The following is a 19,546-nucleotide window of genomic DNA, read 5'->3' as shown; positions in this document are numbered from 1 at the left end:
GGGGCTCCTGGGGGCTGGGTTGGTGTGGTAACCCCCATCTTCCAGATCGGCCCCGGATGAACAACCTACTGAGAGATCACAGCTAGCTGATCCTGGCCACACCCCTCGGGGATCAAGGCCCCTCTCCTGCGAAAGAGGGAAGGGTACGGGCGAAGCAGCGCCGTGCTGGGCGAGGCTGTCGACGGACCTTGAGCAGGCACGGCCCAGCAGCAGGCGAACCTGCTGCGCGACGCGCAACAGCCTGTACTACGACGCCCCGCCACAGCCGGCCTGGCCCGCCAGCCCTGCGCGCGCTGCACCAGCCCGGGGCGCTGCGTTAGACTGTCGCCCCTCTGCGGCCCGCAAGGCCGCCCTGCATGGATTGTCATACACGCATGAGCTGGCTCAGCAAATTGATGCCCTCCGGCATCCGCACCGAGAACACCCCGGCCAAGAAGCGCAGCGTTCCCGAGGGTCTGTGGGAAAAGTGCAGCAACTGCGGCAGCGCGCTGTACGGCCCGGAGCTTGAGGAGAACCTGGAGGTGTGTCCGAAGTGTGACCACCACATGGCCATTCGCGCCCGCGCGCGCCTGAACTCGCTGTTCGATCCGGAAACGGCCACCACCGAAATCGCCGCCCAACTGGGCCCGGTCGACGTGCTCAAGTTCAAGGACCAGAAGCGTTACGGCGAGCGCATCAAGGCCAGCCAGAAGGCCAGTGGCGAGTACGACGCGCTGATCGCCATGCGCGGCACGCTCAAGGGCAATCCGCTGGTCGCCGCTGCCTTCGACTTCGCCTTCATGGGTGGCTCGATGGGTTCAGTGGTCGGCGAGCGCTTCGCGCGCGCGGCCGAAGTGGCGCTGGAAGTGGGCTGCCCGTTCGTGTGCTTTTCCGCCAGCGGCGGTGCGCGCATGCAGGAAGGCCTGTTCTCGCTGATGCAGATGGCCAAGACCTCGGCGGCGCTTGGGCGCCTGCGCGAAGCCGGCCTGCCGTACATCTCGGTGCTGACCCATCCCACCACCGGTGGCGTGTCGGCATCGTTCGCGATGCTGGGCGATATCAATATCGCCGAGCCGCATGCGTTGATCGGCTTCGCCGGCCCGCGCGTGATCGAGCAGACCGTGCGCGAGACCCTGCCGGAAGGCTTCCAGCGCTCGGAGTTCCTGCTCGACCACGGCGCCATCGACCAGATCTGCGACCGTCGCCAGATGCGCGACCGCATCGCCGAGCTGAGCGCGATGATGATGCGCCAGGCGCGCCCGCAGGAGGCTGCAGCATGAGGCTGGTGACGATGCTGGCGGGACCCGGGAGCAACAACCTTCGGACGTCCACAGGCACCAGGCAGCGCTTTTCCCCGGTTCCCGGTCCCGGTTCCCGGTTCCCGGCTTCTCCGGTCCCGGCTCCATGAGCGCCCGCAAGTATTTCGGTACCGACGGCATCCGCGGTCGGGTCGGGCAGGGCGTGATCTCGGCCGATTTCGTGCTGCGCCTGGGAAATGCGCTGGGCCGCGTGCTCACCCAGGGCCGCAGCAAGCGTCCGTTGATATTGATCGGCAAGGACACGCGCATTTCCGGCTACATGTTCGAAGCGGCGCTGGAGGCCGGCCTGGTCGCCGCCGGTGCCGACGTGCAGATGATCGGGCCGATGCCGACACCGGCCATCGCGTTTTTGACCAGCACCCTGCGCGCCGATGCCGGGGTGGTGATCAGTGCCTCGCATAACCCGCACTACGACAACGGCATCAAGTTCTTTTCCGCCGAAGGCGAGAAACTCGACGACGCCACCGAAGCGGCGATCGAGGCGGCCCTGGACGAGCCGTTCCAGACCGTGGACTCCGAGCGCCTGGGCAAGGCGATCCGCACCCGCGACGCGATCGGCCGCTACATCGAGTTCTGCAAGGCCAGCGTGGCGCGCGGCTTCACCCTGCACGGGCTGAAGATGGTGCTGGACTGTGCGCATGGCGCCACCTATCACATTGCGCCGATGCTGTTTCGCGAGCTGGGCGCCGAGGTGGTGGTGATCGGCGCCGCACCGGATGGGCTCAACATCAACGACGGCGTCGGCTCCACGCATATCGACAATCTCGCCGCCAAGGTGCGCGAGAGCGGGGCGCATCTGGGTATCGCCTTCGACGGCGACGGCGACCGTGTGCTGATGGCCGACGACCAGGGCAACCCGGTCGATGGCGACGACCTGCTGTACGTGCTGGCCCGTTCGTGGCAGGCCAGCGGCCGGCTGACCGGCACGGTGGTCGGCACCTTGATGACCAACTACGGGCTGGAACCGGCGCTGGCCGCGCTGCAGATTCCGTTCCAGCGCGCCAAGGTCGGCGACCGTTACGTGCACCAGGCCCTGGTCGAAGGCGGCGGCACGCTGGGCGGAGAAACCTCCGGCCACCTGCTGTGCCTGGACCGCGCCAGTACCGGCGATGGCATCGTCAGCGCGCTGCAGGTGCTCGAAGCGCTGGGCCGCGACGGGCACAGCCTGCGCGAAGCGCTGAGTGGCCTGACCAAGGTGCCGCAGAAGACCGTGAACGTGCGTCTGGACGGCGGCGCCGCCAAGGCGATCGTGGAGGCGCCCGGTGTGCAGCAGGCGTTGCAGCAGGCGCAGGCGGCAGTGCAGGGGCGTGGACGCGCCTTCCTGCGGCCCTCCGGCACCGAGCCGGTGGTGCGCGTGACCGTGGAAGCCGACGATGCCGGCCTGATGCAGGACACGCTCGACCGTCTCTCCGGAGCCGTGCGTGACGCGGCGTGAGTCGCTGATCATTGGCGTGTGCGTGGTGTTCGCCAAGGCCGCGACGTTCTACCTGTTGTATCGCCTGCTGTCGTGAGCGGCAGGCATCTCCTTTCCCGACTTCGACCGCAGATACCCGTATGAGCGCCCGCATCCCGACCCTGGACATCACCCGTTTCGACAGCGACCGCGACGCCTTCGTCGCCGAGCTCGGTGCGGCCTATCGGCAGTGGGGCTTTGCCGGCATCCGCAATCACGGCATCGCCCAGGCCGACATCGATGCCGCCTACGAGGTGTTCAAGGCGTTCTTTGCCTTGCCCGAAGAGGTGAAGCGCCGCTATCACCTGCCCGGTAGCGGCGGCGCGCGTGGCTATACCGCCTTCGGCGTGGAAACCGCCAAGGACTCCAAGCATTTCGATCTCAAGGAGTTCTGGCATATCGGCCGCGAGATTCCCGACGATTCGCCGTACCGCGAGGTGATGCCGCCGAACCTGTGGCCGGACGAAGTGCCCGGCTTCCGCGAGCGTGGCTACCAGCTGTATCAGCAGCTGGATCAACTCGGTTCGCGCGTGCTCTCGGCGCTGGCGCTGCATATCGGTCTGCCGCAGGACTATTTCGTCGACAAGACCAACAACGGCAATTCGATCCTGCGCCCGATCCACTACCCGCCGATCACCAGCGACGATATCCCCAACGTGCGTGCCGGTGCGCACGGCGACATCAACTTCATCACCCTGCTGGTCGGTGCCAGTGCCGCCGGGCTGGAAGTGCGCTCCAACGATGGCGAGTGGGTGCCGTTCACCGCCGACGCCGACACCATCGTGGTCAATATCGGCGATATGCTGCAGCGGCTCACCAACCATGTGTATCCGTCCACCATCCACCGCGTGGTCAACCCCCCGGGCGAAGCCGCGCGCAAGCCGCGCTACTCGGTGCCGTTCTTCCTGCATCCCAATCCTGACTTCCTGATCGACGTGCTGCCCTCGTGCATCAGCGCCGACAATCCCAGCCGCTATCCCGAGCCGATCACCGCGCATGGATTCCTGGAAGAGCGCCTGCGCGAGATCAAGCTGAAGTAATCGCCCCGGCAGTGGCGCTGTGGCGTGTTGCAGTGCCATTGCAGAAGCGGTAGAGGGCGCTGCACGCATTGCCGCGCCCGCAACATAGCCATGACACATGCCACACTTCTATTCATAAAATTCCGCTCGTGTCTGGTTAAAGCTTGCGTTCACCTGCGCCGATAAATCAGTCTGATCGCTAGCGCGACGTCGGACTCGCCTGGCGCCCGCTGCCGATTGCACGAGGTGGGGGGCGCATGCGGATGCGGTGGATCAAACAAGCGGGTGCGGTTTCGGTGCTCGCACTCGGTGGCGCGATGGCGCCTGTTGCGGCAACGCCGGTCAGCGTGACCGTCACCGATGCCAGCGGTGTACTGGTCGATGCGGTAGTCAGCCTGGAATCGCCGCGGCCCGCTGCCGCCGCTGTCGGCAAGACCGTCGAAATGGATCAGGTCAATTCGCAGTTCGTACCTGCAGTGCTGGCGGTGCGCACCGGGACCTCGGTGCGATTTCCGAACAACGACCAGATCCGCCATCAGGTGTATTCGTTCTCTCCCGTCAAGCGGTTCGAATTGCCGCTGTTCCAGGGCACCACCGCGGCGCCGGTACGCTTCGACCAGGCGGGTCTGGTGACGGTGGGCTGCAACATCCACGACTGGATGCTGGGCTACATCGTGGTGCTGGATACCCCGTACTTCGGCAAGACCGGCAGCGATGGCCGCGTGCAGCTCGATGCGCCGGCAGGTGCGTACACGCTGCGCGTCTGGCATCCGCGCATCAAGGGGGCGGCGGCTGTCGAGCCGCTGCAGATTGCCCGCGACGCGGTGCAGCGCCGCGTCACCTTGCAGACCACGGGCGCTGCCCCGGCGGTGGCGCCCGCGGACGATCGGGTGCGCGCGCTGCAGGACAAGTTCCGCCGCGCCGCCGAGCCCAAGAAGCCGCACCCATGAAAGCGATGCGGCTGCATACGCGCATTGCGGCCTTGCTGGTGCTGGTGGTGCTGGCCACGCAGGCGCTGACCTTCATTGCGGTGCAATTGGCCACCGAACGCAGCGTCAAGGCGCAACTGGGCGAAGAACTGCAGATCGGCGAGCGCGTCTGGCAGCGCATCAACCTGCGCCGCGACGAACAGCTGCTGCAGTCGGCATCGGTGCTGGCCGACGACTTCGGATTTCGCGCCGCGGTGGCCAGCGGCGATGTCCCGACCATGCAATCGGCGCTGCGCAATCATGCCGCGCGCATGTCCGCGCAGACCGCCTTGCTGCTCTCGCCGGACGGGCAATTCCTGACCGGGCTGGCCGACCTGCCGCAGGCCGAACAACTGCGTGCCGTGCAGGCGCTGTTGCAGCAAGCGCAGCGCGACGGGCGCGCGGTCGGCGTGGTCGCGCTGGATCAGCACATCGTGCGGCTGGCGGTGGTGCAGGTGCTCGCACCAAGCCGCGTGGGCTGGATCGCGATCGGCAACGAGTCCGGCGAAGGACTGGCGCAGGATTTCCGCAGCACGACCGGATTGGATGCCACCTTCTTTACCGGTGGGTCGCCCATCCGCGTGCTCGCATCCACCCTGGAGCCGGCTGCGCGCAGCGCGTTCGCGCAGCAGCTGCCGGCGGCCGAGCGCACGCCGGGGGCGGCGATTCCGCTGACGCTGGGCCAGTCGCGCTACCTGGTCAAGCTGCAATCGATCCAGGGCGATAGTGACGTGCGGGTGGCCTTGCAGGCGTCGCTGGACCGCGCCGTGGCGCCTTACCGCATTCTCAAGCTGCGCATCCTGTTGCTCGCCGGCCTGGCGACGGCCGCAGCGCTGGGGGTGGCGCTTTTTCTCGCGCGCAGCGTCAGCAAGCCGGTGGCGCACCTGGTGCAGGCAGCGCGGCGCATCCAGCAGGGCGATTACCAGACCGCGGTCGAGGTCCCGCCGGGCCGTGAGCTGGCCGAACTGGCCGACAGCTTCGCGCGCATGCAGCAGCAGATCGCCAGCCGCGAGCAGCACATCCTGCATCAGGCCCGGCACGACGCATTGACCGGTCTGCCCAACCGCCTCTGGCTGCTGGAGTGTCTCGAGGACGTGGTGGAACAAACGGTGGCATCGGGCGGTACGGCGGCGGTGCTGATCCTGGATCTGGAGCGGTTCAAGGAACTCAACGACAGCCTCGGCCACGATTTCGCCGACCAGGTGCTGGTCGAAGTCGGGCAGCGCCTGGCCGATGTGGTGCAGGCGCCCAATCTGGTGGGGCGGCTGGGCAGCGACGAATTCATGGTGGTGGTGGCGCAGGCCGACGCCTCGACCGTGCAGCAGGATGCACAGCGTCTGCTGCTGCAGCTGCGTCGTCCGCTGGTATTGCCGCAGGCGCGCATCCAGCTCGAAGCCAGCATCGGCATCGCCTTGATTCCCGAACATGGCGCCGACCCGGACACCTTGTTGCGCCGCGCCGACATCGCGCGGCGTCAGCTGGGCGATGCCACCACCGTCGGCGCCAGCGTCTACCGCATGGGGCAGGACGAACAGCATCTGCGGCGGCTGCGACTCACCGGCGATCTGCGCCAGGCCATCGGCGGCAATGAGTTGACCTTGCGCTTCCAGCCCAAGATCTGCCTGCGCAGCGATCAGGTGGAGCAGGTCGAGGTGCTGGTGCGCTGGCATCACCCCACGCTGGGCCCGATCGGTCCGGATGAATTCATCCCGCTGGCCGAGCATTCCGGCGTGATCCATCCGCTGACCCGCTTCGTGCTGGACGAGGCGCTGCGCTGCCAGGCGCAGTGGCGTACGCAAGGCCTGCAACTGGGCATGGCGATCAACCTGTCCGCGCTGGATCTCTCCGATCCCGGCTTGCCCGACTACGTGCGCGCGCGGCTGGAGCAGCATGCCGTGCCGGCGCAGACGGTGACCCTGGAACTGACCGAAAGCGCCTTGATGCGCGATGTCGAATCTGCGCTGCACATGCTGCATCAGTTGCGCAGCGTCGGCGTACGCCTGTCCATCGACGACTTCGGCACCGGCTATTCCTCGCTGGCGCAACTCAAGCGCATGCCGGTCGACGAGTTGAAGATCGACAAGAGCTTCGTCATGCAACTGGCCGAAGGCACCGACGACGCCTTCATCGTGCGCAGCACCATCGATCTTGGGCACAACCTCGGCCTGAGCGTGATCGCCGAAGGCGTCGAGAACGTCGTGGCACTGGAACTACTGCGCGGCTATGGCTGCGACATGGTGCAGGGCTATCTGTACGCGCCGCCGCTGGAGCAGGCGCCGCTGGTGGCCTGGTGCATGCGTCAGCTCGGCACGTCTTCGCCAGCGCAATCGGGAGCGCATCGATGAAATTCAGCATCCGTGGCTCGGTCATCGTTGCGGCGGTCGGTATCGCGCTGATCCCGGTACCGGCCATGGCCGGAGACGGCCGCCTGCTGGCCACCGGCGGCGTGTCGATGATCGAAGGCAGCAGCGGTGGCGGCATCGTGCCGTGGGCGACCTTGTCCGGCTACGGCACCCGCGATGAGCTCGGCGGCGTGCTGTTCGCCACCCATGTCGACAGCGGCGACTACCGGCTCGATGTGCAGGGCGCCGCGCTGACCGTCGGCAACCGGCTGGAGCTGTCGCTCGCGCGTCAGCGCCTGGATCTGGGCACCTTGCAGGACCGCCTGGCGTTGCCGTGGAATGCGCTGGGCCAGGATGTGTTCGGCGCCAAGCTGCGCGTGCACGGCGATCTGGTCTACGGCCGTGGCCCGCAGGTCAGCGTGGGCGTGCAGTACAAGCGCCTGCGCGATGGCACGCTGCCACTGGCGATCGGTGCCCGCGACGATCACGGTACCGACGTCTACGTCAGTGCCAGCCGCTTGCTGCTGCAAGGTGCCGGCGGCTACCAGTTGCTGCTCAATGGCACGCTGCGTGCGACGCGCGCCAACCAGGCCGGTCTGCTCGGCTTCGGCGGCGATCGCCGCGACAGCTATCGGCTGGTGGCCGAAGCCAGCGCGGCCATCGTGCTCTCGCCGTCGTGGGCGGTGGGGGTGGAATATCGCGACAAGCCGGACAACCTGGGCTTTGCGCGCGAGCAGGCCTGGATGGACGGGTTCGTGGCCTGGTTTCCCAACAAGCATGTCTCGCTCACCGCCGCCTGGGCCGATCTGGGCGACATCGCCACGTTGACCGATCAGCGCGGCCCGTATCTCTCACTGCAGGTGGCGTTCTGATGAATCGATGGCTGCGGGGTTGGCTGATCTGCATGCTGTGCCTGCTCGGTGCCTGCGCCACCACGCGCACACGACCGACCTTGTACGACGAGCTCGGCGGGCAGGCCGGTATCGAGGCCCTGGTGGAGACCATGTTGTCGCGTGTCGCCGACGATGAGCGCATCGTCGACAAGTTCGCGCGCGTCAACATCGTCATGCTCAACGCCCGCCTGGTGCAGAAGTTCTGCCACGTTGCCGATGGCCCGTGCCCGGACACCGCCAAGTCGATGCAGCAGGCGCACCAGCATCTGGCCATCCGCGAGGGCGACTTCAATGCCCTGGTGGAAGACCTCAATTGGGCGATGGATCAACGCAAGATCCCCCGTCGCACCCAGAACCGCCTGCTGGCACGGCTGGCCGCCATGCACGGGGAGATCGTCAATCACTGAGCTGCGCCTTGCGCTACCGCCGGATGCATTGCACGGTTCCCGCGCCTGCGCTGCAGCACGATGAACCACCGGCCATCGCCGGCTCACTCCAGCGGACGTACCCGATGCGAGCCGCGCGCCATCAGGCGCAAGGCCAGCGCATGCGGCAACACACGCAGGGCGGCATTGACCAGGCGATAGCGCCAGCCCGGCACCGCCAGCACCTGCCCGCGCTCCAGCGCGGCAATGCCGTACTCGGCCACCGCATCGGCCTGCAGCCAGGCCCAGCGGGGCAGGGTGGACATCGCTGCACGGGTGCCGGTGACGTCGTGGAATTCCGACCATGCAAAGCCCGGGCACAGCGCGCAGACCTTCACCGCGCAGTCGGCGTTTTCCAGTGCCAGCGATTCGCTGAAGCGCAGCAGGAAGCTCTTGCTGGCCGCATACAGGGTCTGCCCGTCGGCACTGGGCGTGAGCGCAGCGAACGAGGCCACGTTGAGAATGCGCCCCTGGCCGCTGGCGCGAATCATCGGCAGCAACCGCCAGGTGAGTTCGCATACCGCACCAATCATCACCTGCAGGAAGCGCGCATGCGTGGCCCAGTCGTTGTGCAGATAGCGGCCCGGCACGCCGTAGCCGGCATTGTTGACCAGGGTGCCCACGGTCCAGCCCTCGCGCTGGATCTGCGCCACCAGCGTCTGCGCAGCGTCCGGGTCGGCCAGGTCGGCGGGCAGGATTTCCACGCGCACCCGCGTACCCAGTTCGGCGGCCAGCGCCTGCAGCCGATCCACCCGTCGCGCGGTCAGGATCAACGGCACGCCCCGCCTGGCGTACGCCCGTGCGATCTCGCGGCCGATGCCGCTGGAGGCGCCGGTGATCAGGGCGAAGACAGGCGAATCGGACATGGTGGATTCCTGCTGAGGGAGGCATAGGACAGTTGTTGGACACAAGTGTGCCGGTTGCCGACAGGCCATGGGCTATTCTGTCGCCCGTCTTCAACTCAGGAACCTGCGCCTGATGCGTCGCAAACTCGTTGCTGGAAACTGGAAGCTGCATGGCAGCCGCACCTTCGCCACCGACCTGGTGGCCAAGGTGGCCGCGCACATGCCCCTGGAGGGTGTCGATGTCGTCATCCTGCCGCCACTGCCTTACCTCGGCGACCTGATCGAGGATTTCGAGGCCAACCACCTGTCCTTCGGAGCCCAGGACGTCAGCAGTAACGAGAAGGGCGCCTACACCGGCGAGGTCTCGGCCACGATGCTGGTGGATGTCGGCGCCGAGTACGGCCTGGTCGGCCATTCCGAGCGCCGCCAGTACCATCAGGAGAGCAGCGAGCTGGTGGCGCGCAAGTTCGCCGCCGCCATCCATGCCGGGTTGATCCCGGTGCTGTGCGTGGGCGAATCGCTGGAACAGCGTGAAGCCGGTCAGACCGAGGCAATCCTACGTGCCCAGCTCGAGCCGGTGATTGCCCTGGTCGGTAGCCAGGGCTTCGAACGGGCCGTGCTCGCGTACGAGCCGATCTGGGCGATCGGCACCGGGCGCACCGCAAGTCCCGCCCAGGCCCAGGCCGTGCACGCCTTCCTGCGTGGCGAAGTCGCGAAAGCGGATGCTAGAATCGCCGATTCCCTGCCCATCCTGTACGGGGGTAGTGTCAAGCCCGACAATGCGGCCGAGCTGTTCGCGCAGCCCGACGTCGACGGCGGGCTGGTCGGTGGCGCATCCTTGGTTGCCGAAGACTTCCTGGCCATCGCGCGTGCGGCGGCCGCTCGTTAACCCATTAAGTTTTGTCCGGGGACGGATTTCGAAATGCTGATGTTGATCCTCAATGTGGTCTACGTACTGGTCGCGCTGGCGATGATCGCGCTGATCCTGATGCAGCGCGGCGCCGGTGCTGCGGCCGGGTCCGGCTTCGGCGCGGGTGCATCGGGCACGGTGTTCGGGTCGCAGGGTGCGTCGAACTTCCTGTCCAAGTCGACCAAGTGGCTGGCCGTGGTGTTCTTCAGCATCAGCCTGTTCATGGCCTGGTACGCCACCCATGGCGCCCGTCCCACCGACCAGAACCTGGGCGTGATGTCGCAGGCGGCAAGCCCGGCACCGGCCGCCGCCGGTGAGCTGGCCCAGCCGCTGCCGCAGGCGCCCGCCAGCGGTGCGGTGCCGACCGCTCCGTCGCAGCCGGCGCCCGTCGCGGCACCGGCCGCAACGCCTGCACCGCCCGCGGCCACGCAGCCGACGCCTGCGGCAGGCGAAGAAAACGCTTCAGAACCAGCACAAAAACGCTGAAGCCGGTTACAATACGCTGCGCACTGGGATGCCCAGCGGCGCAACGTATGCCCAGGTGGCGGAATTGGTAGACGCACTACCTTGAGGTGGTAGCGACTTAGGTCGTAGGGGTTCGAGTCCCCTCTTGGGCACCATTGTTTGGCTGCAGTTCCCGCGCATCGCGGCATGTCGCGCGCGGGGCCTGCCTATACCCCATGCCGGCACGCGGCGCGTGCGGGCAGAGGCAAGAGAGAATCGCTGTGCTGGCCGAATATTTGCCGAGTCTGCTGTTTCTGGTTGTCGCCACTGGCATCGGCATCGTGTTGATGCTGATTGGCCGGTTCCTCGCTCCGCGCAGCCCGGACGCGCGCAAGCTCTCGCCGTACGAGTGTGGCTTCGAGGCATTCGAAGACGCGCGCATGAAGTTCGATGTGCGCTACTACCTCATCGCGATCCAGTTCATCGTGTTCGACCTGGAAATCATCTTCATCGTGCCGTGGACGCAGGTGTTCATGGAGATCGGCGCACGCTCGCTGGTCACCATGGGTCTGTTCGTCGGCATGTTGTTCCTCGGCTTTATCTACGTGTGGAAGAAGGGAGCGCTGGAATGGGAGTGATTCAGACCCTGGATCGTCTGATGACCAACCCGATGCCGGAAGGCCGGGTGGAAGACATCCTGCGCCCGGAAGGCGAAAACCCGCTGCTGGAAAAGGGCTATGTGACCACCAGCGTCGATGCGCTGCTGAACTGGGCACGCACCGGCTCGATGTGGCCGATGACCTTCGGCCTGGCGTGCTGCGCGGTCGAGATGATGCATGCCGGCGCCGCGCGCCTGGACCTAGACCGCTACGGGGTGGTGTTCCGTCCGTCGCCGCGCCAGTCCGACGTGATGATCGTGGCCGGTACGCTGGTCAACAAGATGGCTCCGGCGCTGCGCAAGGTCTACGACCAGATGCCGGACCCGAAGTGGGTCATCTCGATGGGCAGCTGCGCCAACGGCGGCGGCTACTATCACTATTCGTATTCGGTGGTGCGCGGTTGCGATCGCATCGTGCCGGTGGACATCTATGTCCCGGGCTGCCCGCCGACCGCCGAGGCGCTGGTCTACGGCATCCTGCAGCTGCAGAAGAAGATCTGGCGAACCCAGACGATCGCACGCTGACACCCGTCTTCTCCTATCGTGAGCAGCCAAGCCCCCATGGCAGAGCAAGCATCCTCCTTCACTGACCGACTTGCGGCACGTTTCGCCGGTGCGCAGATCGCCGTGGCCCTGCCACGCGGCGAGGTGACGCTGGAAGTCGCTGCCGCCGATTGGCACGCGACCTGCCTGGCCCTGCGCGATGAGCTCGGTTTCGAACAGCTCAGCGACCTGTGCGGCGTCGACTACCTGGGTTATGGCAGCGACGAATGGGACACCGCCGATGTGTCCTCGCAGGGCTTCAGCCGTGGCGTCGAAGGCAAGGCCGTCGGCCGTTTCGCCTGGGGCGAATTCCCCAGCCAGGAAAGTTCCAATGGCGCCCAGCCGCAGCAGCTGCCCAAGCAGCGCTTTGCGGTGGTCGCCCAACTGATCTCCTACCAGCACAACCAGCGTCTGCGCGTTCGGTGCTTCGCACCCGACGAACAGGTGCCGGTGGTGAAGTCGGTGACCGATATCTGGCCGGGCGTGAACTGGTTCGAGCGCGAAGCCTTCGACCTGTTCGGCATCGTCTTCGATGGTCACCCGGACCTGCGCCGCATCCTGACCGACTATGGATTCGTCGGCCATCCGTTCCGCAAGGATTTCCCGCTGATCGGCAACGTCGAAGTGCGCTACGACGAAGAGCGCAAGCGTGTGGTGTACGAGCCGGTGACATCGGTCGAGCCGCGCGTCGGTGTGCCGCGCGTGATCCGCGACGACGCCCGTTATGAGACTGCCGCCGGTGAAGTGGGCAAGTCGGAGACTGCCAAGTGAGTGAGTTCCGCCAGGCAACCGATGCCTTCGCGAGCAATCCTGCCGAAAGCAAGCAGGAAATCCGCAATTACACGATGAACTTCGGCCCGCAGCATCCTGCGGCGCACGGCGTGTTGCGCCTGATCCTGGAGATGGACGGCGAGACCGTGGTGCGTGCCGATCCGCATATCGGCCTGCTGCACCGTGGCACCGAGAAGCTGGCCGAGTCCAAGCCGTTCAACCAGTCGGTCCCGTACATGGACCGGCTGGACTACGTGTCGATGATGTGCAACGAGCACGCCTACGTGCGCGCCATCGAGTCGCTGATGGGCATCGAGGCGCCGGAGCGTGCGCAGTACATCCGCACCATGTTCGACGAGATCACCCGCATCAAGAACCACCTGATGTGGGTGGGTTCCAATGCCCTCGATCTGGGCGCGATGGCGGTGATGCTGTACGCGTTCCGCGAGCGCGAAGAACTGATGGACGTCTACGAGGCGGTCAGTGGCGCGCGCATGCACGCGGCCTACTACCGTCCGGGCGGCGTCTACCGCGATCTGCCCGATCGCATGCCGCAGTACAAGGAATCGTGCTGGCACAAGGGCGGGGCGCTGAAGAAGCGCAACGCCGGTCGTGAAGGCAGCATGCTGGACTTCCTGGAGGAGTTCACCAACACCTTCCCGGCGCGGGTGGACGAGTACGAAACCCTGCTGACCGACAACCGCATCTGGAAGCAGCGCACCGTGGACGTGGGCATCATCAGCCCGGACCTGGCGCGTGCCTGGGGCATGACCGGTCCGATGCTGCGAGGCTCGGGCATCGAGTGGGATCTGCGCAAGAAGCAGCCGTACGCCAAGTACGACGCGGTGGAGTTCGACATCCCGGTCGGCACCAACGGCGACTGCTACGACCGCTACCTGGTGCGCGTGGCCGAGATGCGCGAGTCCAACCGCATCATCAAGCAGTGTGTGAAGTGGCTCAAGGCCAACCCAGGCCCGGTCATGGTGCCCAATTTCAAGGTCGCTCCGCCCAGTCGCGAAGGCATGAAGGACGACATGGAAGCGCTGATCCATCACTTCAAGCTGTTCAGTGAAGGCTACTGCGTGCCGGCCGGCGAGACCTATAGCGCGGTCGAGGCGCCCAAGGGCGAGTTCGGCTGCTACCTGATGTCCGACGGCGCCAACAAGCCGTTCCGCGTGCACCTGCGCGCGCCTGGCTTTGCGCACCTGTCGTCGATGGACGCGGTGGTGCGTGGCTATCTGCTGGCCGACGTCGTGGCGATGATCGGTACTTACGATTTGGTTTTCGGTGAGGTTGACCGATGAAGGCGACGGGTAATTTCGAAGCGGCGCGCGACGTCGATCCGCAGGTGGTGCTGAGCGACAAGACGCGCGCGCACATCGATCACTGGCTGACCAAGTTCCCGCCCGACCGCAAGCGGTCGGCGGTGCTGCAGGGCCTGCACGCCGCGCAGGAGCAGAACCAGGGCTGGCTGACCGATGAGTTGATCGTGGGTGTGGCCAAGTACCTGGAGCTGCCGCCGGTGTGGGCCTACGAGGTCGCCAGCTTCTATTCGATGTTCGAGACCGAGAAGGTCGGCCGCCACAACGTGGCGTTCTGCACCAACATCAGCTGCTGGCTCAACGGCGCCGAAGATCTGCTGGCGCACGCGGAAAAGAAGCTGGGTTGCAAGCTGGGTCAGTCGACGGCCGATGGCCGCGTCTACCTCAAGCGCGAAGAAGAGTGCCTGGCGGCCTGCTCCGCAGCGCCGATGATGGTCATCAACGGCCATTACCACGAGCACCTGACGAAAGAGAAGGTCGACGCGCTGCTGGACGGGCTGGAATAAGACATGGCACATCATCACGCACCTACAGGTCCGGTCGGTCCGGCGCCGTTGCCGCATCAGGTCGTCTACACGACCCTGCACTACGACACCCCGTGGTCGTACGAGAGCTACCTCAAGACCGGTGGCTACGCGGCGCTGCGCAAGATCCTGGAAGAGAAGATCCCGCCGGCCGACGTCATCGAGATGGTCAAGGCGTCGAACCTGCGCGGCCGTGGCGGCGCGGGCTTCCCGACCGGTTTGAAGTGGTCGTTCATGCCCAAGGGCACGATGCAGAAGTACATCCTGTGCAACTCGGACGAATCCGAGCCTGGCACCTGCAAGGACCGCGACATCCTGCGTTACAACCCGCATTCGGTAGTGGAGGGCATGGCGATCGCCTGCTACGCCACCGGCTCGACCGTGGGCTACAACTACCTGCGTGGCGAATTCCACCACGAGCCGTTCGAGAACTTCGAGCTGGCGCTGGCTGACGCCTATGCGAACGGCTGGCTGGGCAAGAACATTCTCGGCAGCGGCGTGGATATCGATATCTACGGTGCGCTGGGTGCCGGTGCCTACATCTGCGGCGAAGAAACCGCGTTGATGGAATCGCTGGAAGGCAAGAAGGGCCAGCCGCGCTACAAGCCGCCGTTCCCGGCGAACTTCGGCCTGTACGGCAAGCCGACCACGATCAACAATACCGAGACCTATGCGTCGGTGCCGGCGATCATTCGCAACGGCCCGGAGTGGTTCCTCGGCCTGAGCAAGACCAAGAACGGCGGCCCGAAGATCTTCTCGGTGTCCGGTTGCGTGCAGAAGGGCGGCAACTTCGAAGTGCCGCTCGGCACCACCTTCGACGAACTGCTGGAGATGGCCGGCGGTCTGCGTCCGGGTCGCAAGCTGAAGGCGGCGGTTCCCGGCGGCGTGTCGATGCCGGTGCTCAAGGCCGAGCAACTGGCCGGCCTGCAGATGGACTACGACACCCTGCGTGCGCTGGGCACCGGCCTGGGTTCGGGTGCCATCGTGGTTCTGGATGACAGCGTGTGCTGCGTGCGTTTCGCCTGCCGTATCTCGCAGTTCTTCCACAAGGAATCCTGCGGCCAGTGCACCCCGTGCCGCGAAGGCACCGGCTGGATGCATCGCGTGCTGGAGCGCATCGTCGCCGGCAAGGCCACGATGGAAGACCTGCACCAGCTGCGCACCGTCGCCGGCCAGATCGAAGGCCACACCATCTGTGCGTTCGGTGAAGCGGCGGCATGGCCGATCCAGGGCTTCCTGCGCCAGTTCTGGGACGAGTTCGAGTACTACATCGTCAACGGTCGTTCGATCGTCGACACGCAAGTCGGAGTGGCCGCATGAGCGCCCAACCAGTGAACCCGAACGTGCCGCCGGATCATGTGACCGTCGAGATCGACGGCCAGAGCCTGGTCGTGCCGAAGGGTTCGATGATCATCCAGGCCGCCGACAAGGCCGGCATTCCCATCCCGCGCTTCTGCTACCACGAGAAGCTGCCGATCGCCGCCAACTGCCGCATGTGCCTGGTGGATGTCGAAAAATCGCCCAAGCCGTCGCCGGCCTGCGCCACGCCGGTGATGGATGGCATGAAGGTCACCACGCGTAGCGAAAAGGCGCTGAAGTACCAGCGCAGCGTGATGGAATTCCTGCTGATCAATCACCCGCTGGATTGCCCGATCTGCGATCAGGGCGGCGAGTGCGAACTGCAGGACGTCTCGCTCGGTTACGGCCGCTCGGTGAGCCGCTTCAACGAGCGCAAGCGCGTGGTGCCCGACGAGGACATCGGTCCGCTGGTCGCCACCGAGATGACCCGCTGCATCCAGTGCACGCGCTGCGTGCGCTTCACCGCGGACATCGCCGGCACCTACGAACTCGGTGGCATGTATCGCGGCGAAAACCTGCAGATCGGCACCTACGACGGCAAGCCGCTGACCACCGAGATTTCCGGCAACGTCATCGACGTCTGCCCGGTGGGCGCGCTGACCAACAAGGTGTTCCAGTTCCGCGCCCGTCCGTGGGAGCTGACCGCACGCGAATCGCTCGGCTATCACGACGCGATGGGCTCGAACCTGTTCCTGCACGTGCGTCGCGGCGAAGTGCTGCGCACCGTGCCGCGCGAGAACGAGGCGGTCAACGAATGCTGGCTGTCCGATCGCGACCGTTACTCGCATCAGGGGTTGTATTCGGAAGACCGCGCGGTCAAGCCGCTGAAGAAGATCAACGGGCAGTGGGCCGAGGTGAGCTGGGCCGAAGGCCTGGCTGCCGCGACGCAGATCCTGCGCGACAACGCTGGCGATCAGCTTGGCGTGCTGGTGCATCCGTCCACCTCGAACGAGGAAGGCGCGCTGCTGGCACGCCTGGCCGAAGGGCTGGGTAGCGGCAATCTGGATCATCGCCTGCTGAACCGCGATTTCTCCGACGCGGCAGTGGCCGAACCGTTTGCCACGCCGCTGGCCGAGATCGAACAGGCCGATGTGGTGGTGCTGTTCGGCAGCAACGTGCGTCATGAATTGCCGCTGCTGCATGCGCGCTTGCGCAAGGCGCATATCCAGAACCGCACGCAGATCCATTCGGTCAATCCGGTCGACTTCGATTTCGCCTTCACCCAGGCAAGCCGCACCGTAGTCGCGCCCTCCCAGCTGGCGGCTGCACTCGACGATGCCACCCTGCGTGATGCCGTCAAGGGTGCGACCCGCGCGGTGATCGTGGTCGGCGCACTGGCCGAGAATCATCCGCAGGCGGCGGCGCTGCGTGCAGCTGCACGTGACTTCGCTACTGCAACCGGCGCCTCGCTGTGCCGCATCCCGCAGGGTGCCAACGCCGTGGGCCTGGTGTCGCAAGGCGTGCTGCCGACCGCGCGCGATGTGGCCGGCATGCTGGCGCAGCCGCGCCAGGCGTATGTGCTGTACGGCATCGAGCCGGGCCTGGATTTTGCCGATGCCGCGGCTGCGCGTAGCGCGCTGGCCGGTGCCAAGGTCGTGGCCTTCAGCCAGTTCGCCTGCGCCTCCACGCGCGAGGTGGCCGATGTGATCCTGCCGATCGGTGCATTGCCGGAAATCGATGCGTCGCTGACCAATCTCGACGGTCGCGTACAGACCGCACGTGCTGCAGGCCGCCTGCCGGTCGAGGCGCGCGAAGGTTGGCGAGTGCTGCGTGCGCTCGGCGGCGAGTTGGGCCTGGCCGGTTTCGAGTTCATCGATCTGGTCGGCCTGCGTGCCGGCATGCAGAACCGCTCGGTGAGCCCGGTCGCTTCGGCCCAGCCGGTTGTCTCCGACACGGGTCTGGAAGTAGCGGCAACCGCGGCGATCTATCGCACCGATGCGGTCGTGCGCCGCGCCGCCGCGCTGCAGTCGCATCCGCTCAACATCGCCCCCTGCGTGGCGATGCATCCGGAGCAGGCCGCGCAGTTGCAGGTCGGCGAAGGGCAGATGGTCAAGGTCGGTACCGACGCCGGTAAGGCGACGTTGCCGGTGGTGCTGGACAAGCGCGTCGCACCGGGCACGGTGTGGATCGAATCCGGCCATGGCGCAACCGCGCCGCTCGGTGCCGGTCGCGTAACGGTGGTGGCTGCATGAACGAATTGCTGTTGAACGTGGTCGATCCCCTCCACCAGTGGTTCGTCGGGCTGGGCGATGGCGGCGTGGTGCTCTGGACCGTGCTGAAGATCCTGCTGATCGCCGTGCCGGTGATCGTGGCAGTGGCCTTCTATGTGGTGTGGGAGCGCAAGCTGATCGGCTGGATGCACGTGCGCCACGGGCCCATGTACGTGGGCATGGGCATCTTCCAGGCCTTCGCCGACGTCTTCAAACTGCTGTTCAAGGAAATCCTGCAACCGGCCAGCTCGCACAAGGCGATGTTCGTCATCGCACCGCTGCTGACGCTGGCGCCGGCCTTCGCCGCATGGTCGGTGGTGCCCTTCGATGCGCAGCTGGTGTTGTCCAATGCCAACGTGGGCCTGCTGTACCTGCTGGCGATGACCTCGCTGGGCGTGTACGGCATCATCTTGGCGGGCTGGGCCTCCAACTCCAAGTACGCGTTCCTGGGTGCGATGCGCTCGGCCGCACAGGTGGTCAGCTACGAAATCGCGATGGGCTTTGCCCTGGTCGGCGTGATGATCGCCTCCGGCAGCGTCAACCTGAGCCAGATCGTGTTCGCACAGGCGGGCAATTCCGGCTTCCTCGATTGGTTCCTGCTGCCGCTGTTCCCGTTGTTCATCGTGTACTGGGTCTCCGGCGTTGCCGAAACCAATCGCGCGCCGTTCGACGTGGTGGAAGGCGAATCGGAAATCGTGGCCGGCCACATGGTGGAATACTCGGGCGGCGCGTTCGCGCTGTTCTTCCTGGCCGAGTACGCCAACATGATCCTGGTCAGCTTCCTGATCTCGATCTTCTTCCTCGGTGGCTGGCTGAGCCCGATCCAGGGCTGGGTCACTGCGGAAGTCTCGCCATGGATCGACTGGGTCTGGAAGGGCGGTTGGCCCTGGCTGCTGATGAAGGTGTTCTTCTTCGCCAGCGCCTACATCTGGTTCCGCGCCAGCTTCCCGCGCTACCGCTACGACCAGATCATGCGGCTGGGCTGGAAGGTCTTCATTCCGCTCACGATCGTGTGGATCGCAGTGACGGCATTGATGGTGTTTTACGGCGTGATCCAGAAGGGCGTGTAACCGATGAACAAGATCACCCACTACTTCAAGAGCCTGCTGCTGCTCGAACTGCTCGGCGGTTTGTGGCTGACGTTGAAATACACGTTCAAGCCCAAGTACACCGTGCTGTACCCTATGGAGAAGTTCCCACAGTCGCCGCGGTTCCGTGGCTTGCACGCGCTGCGTCGCTACCCCAACGGCGAGGAGCGCTGCATCGCCTGCAAGCTGTGCGAAGCGGTCTGCCCGGCGCTGGCGATCACCATCGACTCGGCCAAGCGCGAGGACGGCACCCGTCGCACCACGCGCTACGACATCGACCTGTTCAAGTGCATCTTCTGCGGCTTCTGCGAAGAAAGCTGCCCGGTGGACTCGATCGTCGAGACGCACATCCTCGAATATCACTTCGAGAAGCGTGGCGAGAACATTGTCAACAAGCCGCAGCTGCTGGCGATCGGAGACCGGCTTGAAGCCGAGATCGCCGAGCGTCGCGCTGCCGATGCCGCCTTCCGTTGA

General features: G+C 65.8%; 19 protein-coding genes and 1 tRNA gene. 19 read left to right on the top strand and 1 reads right to left on the bottom strand.

The features are described 5' to 3' along the window. Window positions 1-374: 374 nt before the first annotated feature. From accD to XcodCFBP4690_RS16595, 7 genes are all read left to right on the top strand, one after another. Window positions 375-1,259 (top strand): acetyl-CoA carboxylase, carboxyltransferase subunit beta, encoded by an 885-nt coding sequence (gene accD, locus XcodCFBP4690_RS16625; protein ID WP_104542596.1) that lies wholly within the window; start codon window positions 375-377, stop codon window positions 1,257-1,259. 124 nt (window positions 1,260-1,383) lie between these two features. Continuing rightward, window positions 1,384-2,733 (top strand): phosphoglucosamine mutase, encoded by a 1,350-nt coding sequence (glmM, locus tag XcodCFBP4690_RS16620; protein WP_104542594.1) that lies wholly within the window; start codon window positions 1,384-1,386, stop codon window positions 2,731-2,733. Between the two features lie 119 nt (window positions 2,734-2,852). Beyond that, on the top strand, window positions 2,853-3,791 hold the full coding sequence (locus XcodCFBP4690_RS16615; protein WP_104542592.1) for an isopenicillin N synthase family dioxygenase: 939 nt from the start codon (window positions 2,853-2,855) through the stop codon (window positions 3,789-3,791). Between the two features lie 242 nt (window positions 3,792-4,033). Beyond that, window positions 4,034-4,720, top strand: coding sequence for a methylamine utilization protein (locus tag XcodCFBP4690_RS16610; protein WP_104542590.1), 687 nt, complete (start codon window positions 4,034-4,036; stop codon window positions 4,718-4,720). After that, entirely contained in the window at window positions 4,717-7,083 is a 2,367-nt protein-coding gene (locus tag XcodCFBP4690_RS16605; protein ID WP_104542588.1) for a putative bifunctional diguanylate cyclase/phosphodiesterase, read from the top strand. Before XcodCFBP4690_RS16610 ends, XcodCFBP4690_RS16605 begins: the two co-directional genes overlap by 4 nt. Continuing rightward, window positions 7,080-7,952, top strand: a complete 873-nt coding sequence (locus tag XcodCFBP4690_RS16600) for a DUF3034 family protein (protein WP_167394675.1) — start codon at window positions 7,080-7,082, stop codon at window positions 7,950-7,952. Before XcodCFBP4690_RS16605 ends, XcodCFBP4690_RS16600 begins: the two co-directional genes overlap by 4 nt. Continuing rightward, window positions 7,952-8,380, top strand: a complete 429-nt coding sequence (locus XcodCFBP4690_RS16595; RefSeq protein WP_104542584.1) for a group I truncated hemoglobin — start codon at window positions 7,952-7,954, stop codon at window positions 8,378-8,380. The genes XcodCFBP4690_RS16600 and XcodCFBP4690_RS16595 overlap by 1 nt, the downstream gene beginning before the upstream one ends. Before the next feature lie 83 nt (window positions 8,381-8,463). Here XcodCFBP4690_RS16595 and XcodCFBP4690_RS16590 read toward each other — a convergent pair whose 3' ends face one another. Then, window positions 8,464-9,264, bottom strand: a complete 801-nt coding sequence (locus XcodCFBP4690_RS16590) for an SDR family NAD(P)-dependent oxidoreductase (protein ID WP_104542582.1) — start codon at window positions 9,262-9,264, stop codon at window positions 8,464-8,466. 112 nt (window positions 9,265-9,376) lie between these two features. On the opposite strand from XcodCFBP4690_RS16590, the gene tpiA reads away from it, so the two are divergent. The 12 genes from tpiA (at window position 9,377) to nuoI (ending at window position 19,546) form a co-directional block, all read left to right on the top strand. After that, window positions 9,377-10,132 (top strand): triose-phosphate isomerase, encoded by a 756-nt coding sequence (gene tpiA / locus XcodCFBP4690_RS16585; RefSeq protein WP_104542580.1) that lies wholly within the window; start codon window positions 9,377-9,379, stop codon window positions 10,130-10,132. 33 nt (window positions 10,133-10,165) lie between these two features. Beyond that, window positions 10,166-10,639 (top strand): preprotein translocase subunit SecG, encoded by a 474-nt coding sequence (gene secG, locus XcodCFBP4690_RS16580; protein WP_104542578.1) that lies wholly within the window; start codon window positions 10,166-10,168, stop codon window positions 10,637-10,639. A gap of 49 nt (window positions 10,640-10,688) precedes the next feature. Further along, window positions 10,689-10,773: transfer RNA gene (locus XcodCFBP4690_RS16575), tRNA-Leu, on the top strand. Window positions 10,774-10,878: 105 nt separating this feature from the next. After that, entirely contained in the window at window positions 10,879-11,235 is a 357-nt protein-coding gene (locus XcodCFBP4690_RS16570; RefSeq protein WP_011037659.1) for an NADH-quinone oxidoreductase subunit A, read from the top strand. Continuing rightward, a complete protein-coding gene (locus tag XcodCFBP4690_RS16565) occupies window positions 11,226-11,780 on the top strand; it encodes a NuoB/complex I 20 kDa subunit family protein (RefSeq protein ID WP_016944318.1) in 555 nt (184 codons plus the stop codon). Before XcodCFBP4690_RS16570 ends, XcodCFBP4690_RS16565 begins: the two co-directional genes overlap by 10 nt. Window positions 11,781-11,816: 36 nt before the next feature. Next, the gene (locus tag XcodCFBP4690_RS16560) at window positions 11,817-12,569 is read left to right on the top strand and encodes an NADH-quinone oxidoreductase subunit C (protein WP_104542576.1); all 753 of its coding nucleotides are present in this window, start codon (window positions 11,817-11,819) and stop codon (window positions 12,567-12,569) included. Continuing rightward, window positions 12,566-13,873: an NADH-quinone oxidoreductase subunit D gene (locus XcodCFBP4690_RS16555; RefSeq protein WP_104542574.1), complete on the top strand. Its 1,308-nt coding sequence runs from the start codon at window positions 12,566-12,568 to the stop codon at window positions 13,871-13,873. Before XcodCFBP4690_RS16560 ends, XcodCFBP4690_RS16555 begins: the two co-directional genes overlap by 4 nt. Continuing rightward, window positions 13,870-14,397: an NADH-quinone oxidoreductase subunit NuoE gene (gene nuoE, locus XcodCFBP4690_RS16550; protein WP_104542572.1), complete on the top strand. Its 528-nt coding sequence runs from the start codon at window positions 13,870-13,872 to the stop codon at window positions 14,395-14,397. The genes XcodCFBP4690_RS16555 and nuoE overlap by 4 nt, the downstream gene beginning before the upstream one ends. A 3-nt stretch (window positions 14,398-14,400) precedes the next feature. Next, on the top strand, window positions 14,401-15,735 hold the full coding sequence (gene nuoF, locus XcodCFBP4690_RS16545) for an NADH-quinone oxidoreductase subunit NuoF (protein WP_104542570.1): 1,335 nt from the start codon (window positions 14,401-14,403) through the stop codon (window positions 15,733-15,735). Beyond that, complete coding sequence (nuoG, locus tag XcodCFBP4690_RS16540) at window positions 15,732-17,966, top strand: NADH-quinone oxidoreductase subunit NuoG (RefSeq protein ID WP_104542568.1); 2,235 nt, start codon at window positions 15,732-15,734, stop codon at window positions 17,964-17,966. Before nuoF ends, nuoG begins: the two co-directional genes overlap by 4 nt. After that, the gene (gene nuoH, locus XcodCFBP4690_RS16535; protein ID WP_104542566.1) at window positions 17,963-19,054 is read left to right on the top strand and encodes an NADH-quinone oxidoreductase subunit NuoH; all 1,092 of its coding nucleotides are present in this window, start codon (window positions 17,963-17,965) and stop codon (window positions 19,052-19,054) included. Before nuoG ends, nuoH begins: the two co-directional genes overlap by 4 nt. 3 nt (window positions 19,055-19,057) lie before the next feature. Further along, the gene (gene nuoI, locus XcodCFBP4690_RS16530) at window positions 19,058-19,546 is read left to right on the top strand and encodes an NADH-quinone oxidoreductase subunit NuoI (protein WP_014508211.1); all 489 of its coding nucleotides are present in this window, start codon (window positions 19,058-19,060) and stop codon (window positions 19,544-19,546) included.

The sequence above is a fragment of the Xanthomonas codiaei genome (assembly GCF_002939785.1).
In the GTDB taxonomy this organism is placed as follows: Bacteria; Pseudomonadota; Gammaproteobacteria; order Xanthomonadales; family Xanthomonadaceae; genus Xanthomonas; species Xanthomonas codiaei.
The sequence above is the reverse complement of the archived record's forward strand: the minus strand, read 5'-3'. Positions and strand labels throughout refer to the sequence as shown.

What these genes read in the sequence shown, in the direction of transcription:
- XcodCFBP4690_RS16565 (WP_016944318.1), top strand. Translation starts at nt 11,226, where the DNA reads ATGGGAGTGATTCAGACCCTGGATCGTCTGATGACCAACCCGATGCCG.
- nuoF (WP_104542570.1), top strand. Translation starts at nt 14,401, where the DNA reads ATGGCACATCATCACGCACCTACAGGTCCGGTCGGTCCGGCGCCGTTG.
- XcodCFBP4690_RS16560 (WP_104542576.1), top strand. Translation starts at nt 11,817, where the DNA reads ATGGCAGAGCAAGCATCCTCCTTCACTGACCGACTTGCGGCACGTTTC.
- glmM (WP_104542594.1), top strand. Translation starts at nt 1,384, where the DNA reads ATGAGCGCCCGCAAGTATTTCGGTACCGACGGCATCCGCGGTCGGGTC.
- XcodCFBP4690_RS16610 (WP_104542590.1), top strand. Translation starts at nt 4,034, where the DNA reads ATGCGGTGGATCAAACAAGCGGGTGCGGTTTCGGTGCTCGCACTCGGT.
- XcodCFBP4690_RS16590 (WP_104542582.1), bottom strand. Translation starts at nt 9,264, where the DNA reads ATGTCCGATTCGCCTGTCTTCGCCCTGATCACCGGCGCCTCCAGCGGC.
- nuoG (WP_104542568.1), top strand. Translation starts at nt 15,732, where the DNA reads ATGAGCGCCCAACCAGTGAACCCGAACGTGCCGCCGGATCATGTGACC.
- nuoI (WP_014508211.1), top strand. Translation starts at nt 19,058, where the DNA reads ATGAACAAGATCACCCACTACTTCAAGAGCCTGCTGCTGCTCGAACTG.
- tpiA (WP_104542580.1), top strand. Translation starts at nt 9,377, where the DNA reads ATGCGTCGCAAACTCGTTGCTGGAAACTGGAAGCTGCATGGCAGCCGC.
- nuoE (WP_104542572.1), top strand. Translation starts at nt 13,870, where the DNA reads ATGAAGGCGACGGGTAATTTCGAAGCGGCGCGCGACGTCGATCCGCAG.
- accD (WP_104542596.1), top strand. Translation starts at nt 375, where the DNA reads ATGAGCTGGCTCAGCAAATTGATGCCCTCCGGCATCCGCACCGAGAAC.
- XcodCFBP4690_RS16600 (WP_167394675.1), top strand. Translation starts at nt 7,080, where the DNA reads ATGAAATTCAGCATCCGTGGCTCGGTCATCGTTGCGGCGGTCGGTATC.
- secG (WP_104542578.1), top strand. Translation starts at nt 10,166, where the DNA reads ATGCTGATGTTGATCCTCAATGTGGTCTACGTACTGGTCGCGCTGGCG.
- XcodCFBP4690_RS16605 (WP_104542588.1), top strand. Translation starts at nt 4,717, where the DNA reads ATGAAAGCGATGCGGCTGCATACGCGCATTGCGGCCTTGCTGGTGCTG.
- XcodCFBP4690_RS16615 (WP_104542592.1), top strand. Translation starts at nt 2,853, where the DNA reads ATGAGCGCCCGCATCCCGACCCTGGACATCACCCGTTTCGACAGCGAC.
- XcodCFBP4690_RS16595 (WP_104542584.1), top strand. Translation starts at nt 7,952, where the DNA reads ATGAATCGATGGCTGCGGGGTTGGCTGATCTGCATGCTGTGCCTGCTC.
- nuoH (WP_104542566.1), top strand. Translation starts at nt 17,963, where the DNA reads ATGAACGAATTGCTGTTGAACGTGGTCGATCCCCTCCACCAGTGGTTC.